5 protein-coding genes are annotated in these 10,932 nt (G+C 64.9%); 3 read left to right on the top strand and 2 right to left on the bottom strand.

What is annotated here, in order from left to right; all coding sequences use genetic code 11:
* Positions 1-278: 278 nt before the first annotated feature.
* Complete coding sequence (locus ABS769_RS21585) at positions 279-2,234, bottom strand: PhoX family protein (protein WP_317063207.1); 1,956 nt, start codon at positions 2,232-2,234, stop codon at positions 279-281.
* 435 nt (positions 2,235-2,669) lie between these two features.
* Here ABS769_RS21585 and ABS769_RS21590 point away from each other — a divergent pair, with 435 nt between their 5' ends.
* Both ABS769_RS21590 and ABS769_RS21595 read left to right on the top strand, forming a co-directional pair.
* Positions 2,670-5,282: a glycoside hydrolase family 3 protein gene (locus ABS769_RS21590; protein ID WP_317063208.1), complete on the top strand. Its 2,613-nt coding sequence runs from the start codon at positions 2,670-2,672 to the stop codon at positions 5,280-5,282.
* 258 nt (positions 5,283-5,540) lie between these two features.
* Positions 5,541-7,103, top strand: a complete 1,563-nt coding sequence (locus ABS769_RS21595) for a sodium/sugar symporter (protein ID WP_023904700.1) — start codon at positions 5,541-5,543, stop codon at positions 7,101-7,103.
* A gap of 104 nt (positions 7,104-7,207) precedes the next feature.
* Here ABS769_RS21595 and ABS769_RS21600 read toward each other — a convergent pair whose 3' ends face one another.
* Complete coding sequence (locus tag ABS769_RS21600; protein WP_317063210.1) at positions 7,208-9,055, bottom strand: putative bifunctional diguanylate cyclase/phosphodiesterase; 1,848 nt, start codon at positions 9,053-9,055, stop codon at positions 7,208-7,210.
* A gap of 434 nt (positions 9,056-9,489) precedes the next feature.
* Here ABS769_RS21600 and ABS769_RS21605 point away from each other — a divergent pair, with 434 nt between their 5' ends.
* Positions 9,490-10,476 (top strand): glycoside hydrolase family 5 protein, encoded by a 987-nt coding sequence (locus tag ABS769_RS21605; protein ID WP_317063209.1) that lies wholly within the window; start codon positions 9,490-9,492, stop codon positions 10,474-10,476.
* Positions 10,477-10,932 lie beyond the last annotated feature (456 nt).

The raw sequence follows: 10,932 nt of genomic DNA on the forward strand, positions 1-10,932 counted from the left end.
TCGCGGGACACGCCGCAAGTACGTCCGTGTAGGCTCTTACGCGGCATCCATGCCGCGTAAGGTCCCGCGACGGTGGGCGGGCAAGGACCAGTCGAGATGGTCGGTATGCTTAGCTCTTCTTAAAGCGATCAGCAAACTGTCTGGTGCGGTGAGGGCATCGCACGCTCGACCGACTCACGCGCCCTCACACGAGCGACCGTCGCGCAGTTGATACAACGGACGAAAGACCATGCCGCTCGCAGCGCTTTGCCAGCACTGCTAGCGACGAGACCATGCGCTTAGGCCTTGCCCAACTTCACGGCCACCGGATCACCGGTGAGGTAGCCCACCGCTGCGCCGAAGCGGTTCTTGTAGTTGGCGCGGATCAGCGGATCCAGCGTGGCCTTGACGGTGTCGTGCAGCGGGCTTTCCCAGTCGCCGGGGTGCTGGAAATTACTCATCACGTAGGTCCAGCCGTGGATCTCGTCGACTGCATGCAGACCGGTAGATTCGGCACCGGCGGGCACCGACAGCACACGCGTCAGCGTGCCGCTGTCCACGTTGTAGGCCCACAGGAAATTGTTGACGTGCAGGCTGCTGTCTTCGCCGATGAACAAGGTGCGCAGGGTTTCGGAGAACTTGAGGTTGTCCGGATTGGCCAGGCGTTCCGGGTCGGCCAGGTTGCCCAGCGCATCGGCCTTGGCCAGATCGTGGCCGGTAAGTGCGGCCGGAGCGGCCATGTCGATCGGCACCCAGTCGCTGTGGATCGCTGCGCCGCTGCTGTCGTGGCGGCCGCCACGCAGGTTGAGCGCATACACCGCACCGGAGTCCGGCCCTTCCACTTTTACATCGCCCGAGCCGTCGCGCATGCTGGTGACGATGTAGGACATCGCCATGTAGGCGACCTTGTCGCGGGCATTGACGGTGGTGCCTTCGAGCTTGGTGAAGCCCAGGCTGCCGCCGGCCAGTGCAGCGTAGCGATGGGTTTCCAGATAGGTGGCCGCCTTCTCCATGCCGGGCTTGATGCGGACCCAGTTGAAGGTGCCGTTGAACGGGATCTTGGTGAAGGAGGCATCGCCCGGGTCGCTCAGATGTACGTCGAGGATGTCGGCGGCGGTGAGGCGATCGGCCAGGGCCTGGATTTCGGCGCTGGTGGCGTGGCCGAGCTTGATCCAGCTCAGCGTGGCGGCGCCCGGGCCGACGCCCGAGGTCTGGTGCCACTTGCCGACGTACAAAGTGCCGGCCGACAGGTCGGCCTTGCGGTCGGCGATGAACATGAACAACCCGCCGTTGGTGGCGTCGTCGCCCATCAGCACGGTGCGCTGGTCGGGCATCACCTGCACCAGTTCGTGCGAGATGCGGCCCAGGCAATAGTGCTTGCGTACGCTCCCCGTGCCGTCCGGGTGCACGGTGATTTCGGGCAGATGGCCGTAGTGATACGGATTGGCTTTCTCCGGGTCGCCGTATAGATGCGTGCTGTAGCTGCGGAACTGGGTGTTACCGGCCAGCGCGGTGGCGTCGGGCTCGTACTCTTCGCTGGACAGGTGGGTATTCCACGGCGACAGGCTGGCGCCGCAGGTGGTCCACAGTCCGTGCACCGGCGCGGTGTCCACGTTGTGGTACTTCACCAGCGACAGCTTGCCGGTGGCCGGGTCCTGGTCCAGCGTCAGTACCGCGATCGGTGCCGGCAAATGGCGGTTGGTGTCGTTGCCGGCCTGGTCGCGGGTGGTGTATTCGAACTGCACCACCGCGAACACGTGATTGCCTTTGACCCCGGGCACCTTGGCGTTGGGCAATGTGAGCAATGAGGAACCGTCCGGGCAATCGGAAAAGAACGGGCGTTCGGCACCGGGTTTGGAGCGGTCGATGATCGGCCGGTGCTGGATGTCGTAATAGCCGCCAGCCAGCACGGTGCCGCCCTTGCCGTCGGGCACCTGGTCGCCGGTGACGAAGAACGGGTGATAGGCCAAGTCGTAGCGTTGGGTGCTGCCGTCACTACGGGCGATGGTCAGTGCCGAGCCGACCGTGGTGGTGGCCATGGCAGCCGGGTTGGCCAGACTGGGCGCGGGCATGCCATGGAACGTAGCCGACACCAACTGGGTCGGATTTTCCGACGGCCGTAACGGGCGTGCAGCCAAGGCGGCGCCACCGAGTTGCTGCAGGGCGGCGGCGCTGGCGCTGCCAAGTGGCAGCATCGGGACGGACGCCAGCAGTTGCATGAGGCGGCGGCGGGCGGGATCGGGGGAGGCAGACATCGAAACTCCAGGCAAAGACAACGATCAACGATGGCCGGCGGCGCATCGGCAAGCCGGTCACGCTAGGCCGGCCGTATGACAGTTGTTTGACGACGGGCTCACCCGTTGGCTGGGGTTTGGATGCGCGCATCGCAGCGGACCCGATCACGCTGTATCGACACGGGCCGGCTGCGCATCACTCACGGCACCGAGTGGTGCGATGCAACAAAGTGCGCGTTTGTCGAATGCCAAGCGGCGCGCCGGATTCGGCGGTTTTCCGTGGTTTGACAGGTGCTGCCGGTATTCCAAGGCTATAGCCGCGGCCAATAAGTTGCCTGCCATTTGGCATACGGGCCGGCGCGGTTGACAGGGTAGGGGAATCACGCAAGCGTACGCCGCCTAATGGCCTGCGGCGTCACGCATCGCCGTGGGGAGAACCACCTGGAGACCTGGATCTTGGACAAGCTGCTTCGTCGTACCGCCGCGCCCGTTGCGCGTCGTGCCCTCTCTCTGGCTACCGCCGCTGCGGTGCTGATGCTGGCCGCCTGCCAAGGCAAGGACACCGCTGCCGAGGCGAGCAAGACCGCACCGGCCGCCGCGCCGGCCGAGGCGTCCACCACGATCCATCCCGACCAGTGGCCGTCGCCGAAGTGGCCGTTCGCGCAGGATCAGGCCCTGGAGCAGCGCATCACCGATGTGATGGCCAAGATGAGCGTCGAAGAGAAGGTCGCGCAGACCATCCAGGGCGACATCGCCAGCATGACCCCGGACGATGTGCGCAAGTACCGCATCGGCTCGGTGCTGGCCGGCGGCAATTCCGATCCGGGCGGCAAGTACAACGCCAGCCCGGCCGAATGGCTGAAGCTGGCCGACGCGTTCTATGAAGCATCGATGGACACCTCCAAGGGCGGCAACGCGATCCCGATCATCTTCGGCATCGATGCGGTGCACGGCCAGAGCAACATCGTCGGCGCCACGCTGTTCCCGCACAACATCGGCCTGGGCGCCACGCGCAACCCGGAGCTGATCAAGCAGATCGGCGAAGTCACCGCCGCCGAAACCCGCGTCACCGGCATGGAGTGGACCTTCGCGCCGACCGTGGCGGTGCCGCAGGACGACCGCTGGGGCCGCAGCTACGAGGGCTATTCCGAGTCGCCGGAGGTGGTGGCCAGCTTCGCCGGCAAGATGGTCGAAGGCGTGCAGGGCGTGCCGGGCACCCCGCAGTTCCTCGACGGCAGCCATGTGATTTCGTCGGTGAAGCATTTCGTCGGCGACGGCGGCACCACCGACGGCAAGGACCAGGGCGACACCAAGGTGTCCGAAGCCACCATGCGCGACATCCACGCGGCCGGTTACCCGCCGGCGATTGCGGCCGGTGCGCAGACGGTGATGGCCTCGTTCAACAGCTTCAACGGCGAAAAGATGCACGGCAACAAGGTCATGCTGACCGACGTGCTCAAGGGCCGCATGAACTTCGGCGGTTTCGTGGTTGGCGACTGGAATGGCCACGGCCAGGTCAAGGGCTGCACCAACGAAAACTGCCCGGCCTCGTTCATTGCCGGCGTCGACATGGCGATGGCCTCCGACAGCTGGAAGGGCATCTACGACACCGAACTGGCGGCAGTGAAGTTGGGCCAAATCTCGGCCGAGCGCCTGGACGATGCGGTGCGCCGGATCCTGCGCGTCAAGCTGCGTCTGGGCCTGTTCGAAGCCGGCAAGCCGTCCAAGCGCCCGCTCGGCGGCAAGTACGAATTGCTGGGCGCGCCAGAACATCGCGCGATCGCCCGCCAGGCAGTGCGCGAGTCGCTGGTGCTGTTGAAGAACCAGGCCGGCATCCTGCCGCTGGACCCGAAGAAGCGCGTGCTGGTGCTGGGCGATGGCGCCAACGACATGGGCAAGCAGTCCGGCGGTTGGACGTTGAACTGGCAGGGCACCGGCACCAAGCGCAGCGACTACCCCAATGGCAACACCATCTGGGAAGGCCTGGACAAGCAGATCAAGGCGGCCGGCGGCAAGGCCGAGCTGGCAGTCGATGGTGCTTACAAGACCAAGCCGGACGTGGCCGTGGTGGTGTTCGGCGAGAACCCGTACGCCGAGTTCCAGGGCGACATCGCCACTCTGCTGTACAAGCCGGGCGACGAGAGCGAACTGGCACTGATCAAGAAGCTCAAGGCCGAGGGCATCCCGGTGGTGGCGGTATTCCTGAGCGGACGCCCGCTATGGATGAACCAGTACATCAACGCGGCCGATGCGTTCGTCGCTGCCTGGTTGCCGGGTTCGGAAGGCGAGGGCATTGCCGACGTGCTGCTGCGCAAGGCCGATGGCACGGTACAGAACGACTTCAAGGGCAAGCTGAGCTTCTCCTGGCCCAAGACCGCGGTGCAGTTCGCCAACAACGTTGGCCAGAAGGATTACGACCCGCAGTTCAAGTTCGGCTTCGGCCTGACCTACGCCGACAAGGGCGACCTGGCCGCACTGCCGGAGGAATCGGGCGTGTCCGGCGAGCAGTCGGTGGGTGGGGTGTACTTCGTGCGCGGCAAGCCGGCGCTGGGCATTGCGATGCAGCTGTCCAATGCCGGCCAGGCCAACATGCCGGCGACCACGCTGCCGGTGGGTCTGTCCGATGGCAGCCTGAAGATGACCGCAGTCGATCACAAGGCGCAGGAAGATGCGCGGCGTCTGCTGTGGTCCGGTGCCAAGGCCTCCAGCGTGTTGCTGGTGTCCGGCAAGCCGGTGGACGTCTCGCGTGAAAGCAACGGCGATGTGCAGCTGCAGTTGACCGTGCGCCGCGACAGTGCAGTGACTGCGCCGGTGTGGCTGGGCGTCGGCTGCGGCGACAAGTGCAGCGGCCGTGTCGATGCACAGAAGACCCTGGCCGCGCTGCCGCAAGGCCAGTGGAAGGTGGTCGGGGTGCCGTTGAAGTGCTTCGCAGTGGCCGGTGCCGACGTGACCAAGCTGAGCCAGGTCGCCAGCATCGAAAGCGGCGCAGCGCTGGACATGTCGATCTCCAAGATCGCGCTGGGCGCGCTCAACGAGGCCGAAGTCACGCTCGACTGCCCGGTCAAGTAAGCAGCACTCCCGCAGGCGCGCTTGCGGGAGTGTGCAGGTAATCAAGCAACACACGCGTCGCCGGCCCCGGCGACGTTTTACAGCGGCCACCCTCAGGGGGTGGTGTCATCAGCCGCCGCGGGACGCGCGCGTCGATCGGCCGGGAAGGTCTGCAGCTGCGGTTCGCCGGGCTGCCGTTATGCACACGGTGCGGGCGGCGGCAGTCTGCAGACCTGTCCGGTCCACGACGCACACCCCAGAGCCAGACAGGAGAGTGCAGTGGGTTTGGCGACGTTGGATATCGTGATTGTGCTGGTCTATCTGACCGGCATCTTCGTGCTCGCGCAGTGGGTGTCGCGCGAGAAGGCAGGCCACACCAAGAGCGCCGAGGATTACTTCCTGGCGAGCAAGTCGTTGCCGTGGTGGGCGATCGGCGCCTCGCTGATCGCCGCGAACATCTCAGCCGAGCAGATCATCGGCATGGCCGGTTCCGGCTATGCGATCGGTCTGGCGATCGCGTCCTACGAATGGATGGCGGCGCTGACGTTGTTGATCGTCGGCAAGTTCTTCCTGCCGATCTTCCTGCGCAACGGCATCTACACCATGCCGCAGTTCCTGGAGCAGCGTTACGGCAAGTGGATCCGCACGCTGATGGCGGTGTTCTGGCTGCTGCTGTACGTGTTCGTCAATCTCACCTCGATCCTGTGGCTGGGGTCGATCGCGGTCAGCCAGGTCACCGGTATGGACCAGACCCTGGCGCTGACCTTGATCGGCGTGTTCGCGCTGGTCTATCAGTTGTACGGCGGTCTCAAAGCCGTGGCCTTGACCGACATCGTGCAGGTCACCCTGCTGGTGCTGGGCGGCCTGTTGGTGGCGGGCCTGACCCTGGCGCGGATCGGCGATGGCGCCGGCGTGCTGGCCGGCTTCAAGCAGCTATGGAGTGCGCACCCCGAGCACTTCCACATGATCCTGAGCAAGGACAACCCGTTCTACAAGGACCTGCCCGGCCTGAGCGTGCTGCTCGGCGGTCTGTGGGTGATGAACATCAGTTACTGGGGTTTCAACCAGTACATCATCCAGCGCGCGCTGGCGGCCAAAAACATCGGTGAGGCGCAGAAGGGCATGGTGTTTGCCGCGTTTCTGAAGCTGCTGATGCCGTTGGTGATCGTGGTGCCGGGCATCGCCGCGGTGGTGCTGGCACCGGATCTGGCCAAGCCCGACCAGGCCTATCCGACCATGATGCAGCTGTTGCCGACCGGCATCCTGGGCCTGGTGTTCGCCGCCCTGGTGGCGGCGATCGTGGCCTCGCTGGCATCGAAGATCAATTCGGTGGCGACGATCTTCACCCTGGATTTCTATGCCAAGTTCCGCCCGCAGACCGAGCAGAAGCAGCTGGTGCGCGTGGGTCGCATCGTGGCCATCGTGGCGGTGGTGATCGGCATCCTCACCGCGCGGCCGCTGTTGGGCAACTTCGATCAGGGCTTCCAGTTCATCCAGGAATTCACCGGCTTCTTTACCCCCGGCGTGGTGGTGATCTTCATGCTCGGCCTGTTCTGGAAGCGTGCCAACGAAGCTGGCGCACTGACCGCGGCGATCGGCTCGGTTGTGCTGTCGTTCGCGCTCAAGTTCGCCTGGCCGGAACTGCCGTTCATGGACCGCATCGGCGTGGTGTTCGTGGCGGCGCTGGTGCTGGCGGTGCTGGTGTCGCTGATGACCGCGCCCACCCAGGCGCGCGATCTGATCCGTACCGACGATGTGGCCTACGGCACCACGCTGGGCTTCAAGATCGGTGCGATCGGGGTGGTGGTGATTCTGATCGCGCTGTACGCGGTGTTCTGGTAATCGTCAGGACAGCGCGCTGACATCGGTGATGCGCATGCGGCGCGACATTGAGGTGTCGCGCCGCAGTGCGTTTGGACGTTGCGGTTTACACGCCACGCAGTGTCTTACACCCGCGCAGCCGCCAGGCTCGCGGCGAGCAGATTGACCGGGGCTTCAAATTGCGCATGCCACGGCGTCTGCAGCCAGGTTTCCAACGCGGCGACCGGCATTGGCTTGGCGATCCAGTAACCCTGGCCTTCGTCGCAGCCCCAGGCGCGCAACTGCGCATACGCCTCGGCCGACTCGATGCCTTCGGCGACCACGCGCTGGCCCAGGCTGTGGCCAAGCTGGATCATCGCGGGCACCAGGGTGCGGTCGGTGCGGCTGTCCGGCAGCGAGCGGACAAAGGATTGATCGATCTTCAACGAGCTGGCCGGCAGCTGCTTGAGATAGCTGAAATTGCTGTAGCCGGTGCCGAAGTCGTCGATGGCGATATGCACGCCCAGCGCCGCGATGGCCGCCAATTGCTCGGCCAGATGCTCGGGGTGGCGGATCATCGCGCTTTCGGTGAATTCGATCTCCAGCCGGCGCGGGTCCAGTTTGTGGCGCTCCAATCCACGCTTGAGCAGGCCGGCAAAACCGGGGCGGTCCAGATCGGCGGCAGATACGTTCAAGGCCAGATTGAAGTCCAGGCCTTGTTGCTGCCAGCGCGCGGCCTGGGCGATGCCGTTGTCGATGACCCAGGCGGTGATGCGATTGATCAGCGCGGTTTTCTCTGCCATCGGCACGAAGTCGGACGGCATCACCGGGCCGATCATCGGGTGCTGCCAGCGCAGCAGCGCTTCCACCGCCACGCAGCGGTGATCGTGCAGATCCACGCGCGGTTGATAGTGCAGGCGCAACTGACTGGCGCTGTCCAGCGCGGCGGGCAGGGCGGCTAGCAGGCGGAAGGTATTGCGCTGGGCCACGTCGTGCTTGCGCTCGTACATGCTCCACGGCAAGGCGCGCTCGCGTGAGACATCCACCGCGGTGGTGAGCGAGCGGATGGTATCGGCGGCGCCATAGCTGGTCTGCAGCGCAACCGCGCCGATCGAGGCCACGGCCGTATGCGGAATGCCCTGATGCTCCAGCGGCTCGGCGAAGGCCTTGGAGACCTTGATGCACAGCGTGGACAAGCGTTGCGTTTCTGCCTGCGCCAGAAAGCCAAAGGTGGTCGGGTCCAGGCGATACAACGCGGTGCTGGCCGGCAGATAGGCAGCCAGACGACGTTGCGCCAGGGCCACATACCCGTCGGCGTAATCCCAGCCCAGCGCCTTGACCATGTCTCGGAAGTAATCGCTGCCGCAGATATCCACCGCCACCGCGGTGGTCGCCGGTGCGCCTTCGCGTTGCGAGAGCCAGGCATCCAGGTCCTCGCCAAAGCGCGATCGATTGGGCAGGCCGGTCGGGCCATCGCGATAGGTGGTACTGCGCAGGTTTTCCACCCGCAGTACGGCCAGGTCGCGCAGGCCTTCCAACTGGGCGATGGTCGCTGCGTCCAGACCTGGGCGCGGACTGGTGCCGATCACGCACAAGGTGCCGATGCTGTGGCCGTCGAGCAGTTTCAGCGGTGCGCCTGCGTAGAAGCGGATGAACGGCGGGCCCAGCACCAGCGGGTTGTCGCAGAAGCGCGGATCCAGCTGCGCGTCGGGTACCACCATCACCTCGTCCGACCGGATTGCATGGGCGCAGAACGCCTGGTCGCGTGGGGTTTCCTGCGCCTCCAGACCAATACGCGCCTTGAACCACTGGCGGTGCTCGTCCACCAGCGAGACCAGCGCGATTTCAGCACCCAGACTGCGTGCGGCCATCGCGGCGATGGTCTCGAACATCGTGTCCGGCGGCGAGTCCAGCAGGCACAAGCCACGCAGGACGGCCAGCCGGGTCGACTCATCGGCCATCGGCGAAAGCAGGGATTCGGCAGAGCTGAGCATGGATTGCATGTGTTCGTATCGGCCTGAAGCGTGATCCCTTGATCAGGGGCGACTGGCTTTGTTCAGTTGATTGCGGTCAGTGCTGCGGCAGGCGGCGTGCCATGTGCTGTCGCTGGCCGGGTCGATGCAATCGCGCGGTGTTTACCGCGACTCGCAGCGTCGGTGATTGGTCTGACTCGGGCGACATTCCTGATCTGCAAAGTCTGTCGCACAAGCGGCGACGGAATGCCTCCAGGCGGCTAAACATTGCCGGCCTACGGCCGATCACTGGCTGTACGCAGATTTGTGGAGCTAGCGACAAGCCCGATTTATTTCAGCGCGTCGTTGCTTCTGCGATCTGGGTTGCCTTCACCGCTGTCGGGAGTTGACACAGTGTTCACGCGAGCTGTGGAAACCGCCGTCGCGGTTACGACGTCCCTGCCTGGAAACCGATCGTGAAATCATTGCAGTCTTTCGCTCAACGCATGCTCCTGATCACCGCCGGTCTGGCGCTCTCGTCTGCCGCGCATGCGGGATTGTCGGTCTCGGGCACGCAGTTGCGTGAGTCCAACGGCAACGCCCTGGTGCTGCGCGGGGTCAATCTGCCGCATGCCTGGTACGCAAGCCGTACCGATGCAGCCTTGGTGGCCATCGCTGCGACCGGCGCCAACAGCGTGCGGGTGGTGCTCAGCTCCGGCTACCGCTGGAACCGCACACCGGAAGCCGAGGTTGCGCGCATCATCACGCGTTGCAAGAGCCTGGGCCTGATCGCGGTGCTGGAAGTGCACGACACCACCGGTTATGGCGAAGACGGCGCGGCGGCGGGTCTGGCCCATGCCACCGCTTATTGGACCAGCATCCGCAAGGCGCTGATCGGTAACGAAGACCACGTGATCATCAATATCGGCAACGAGCCGTTCGGCAATCGCTTGAGCGCGAGCGAATGGGTCAACGGCCATGCCACTGCGATCGCTGCGTTACGCAAGAGCGGTCTGACTCACGCGCTAATGGTGGATGCGCCGAACTGGGGGCAGGACTGGCAGTTCTACATGCGCGACAACGCCGCTGCACTGCTGGCGCGCGACAGCAAGCGCAATGTGCTCTTCAGCGTGCACATGTACGAGGTGTTCGGCAGCGATGCGACGGTCAACAATTATCTGCGTGCCTTCCGCGATAAAAAGCTGACGCTGGTGATCGGCGAGTTCGGTGGAGACCATCGCGGCGCGCACGTGGACGAAGCGGCGATCATGCGGCGCGCACGCGAGTACAGCGTCGGCTACATGGGCTGGTCGTGGTCGGGCAACGACAGCAGCACCAAATCGCTGGACATTGCAGTTGGCTGGAATGCCGCACGCCTCAGCACCTGGGGAATCAGGTTGCTTCTGGGCGCCGATGGTATTGCGGCGACCTCGCGTAGGGCTAGCGTGTTTGGCCCGCGTTGAGAGGTCAGACCTGTCGGCGCGCGTCGGCGGTCTTTTGAATCGGTATTGCGTCTTAGGCTAGGTGTAGAGCGGCTGGTGTTTGGTTTTGCTGCAGGGCCCTTGCCGGCCCACCATCGCGGGACACGCCGCAAGTACGTCCATGTAGGCTCTTACGCGGCATCCATGCCGCGTAAGGTCCCGCGACGGTGGGCGGGCAAGGACCGGTGGAGATGGTCGGTGTGCATGGTTGCAAGCAGGGCATGACGCGCGTTTTTTGGATGACGGCGCGAGTGACGGCGCGTCCGATCAGCGTCGCAACGCGAACGAACAACAGGCAGGCTTTCAACGAAGCGACCTACGAACTTCCTGGTGCGGTGCCCTCACCGATTGCGGGACCGTGTGGCGGCATGGATGCCGCCACCGAGCCTACATGGACGTACTTGCGGGGTGTCCCGCGGGCGGTGAGGGCGCCGCGCC

This window comes from Xanthomonas hortorum, from assembly GCF_040279205.1.
GTDB lineage: Bacteria > Pseudomonadota > Gammaproteobacteria > Xanthomonadales > Xanthomonadaceae > Xanthomonas > Xanthomonas hortorum_F.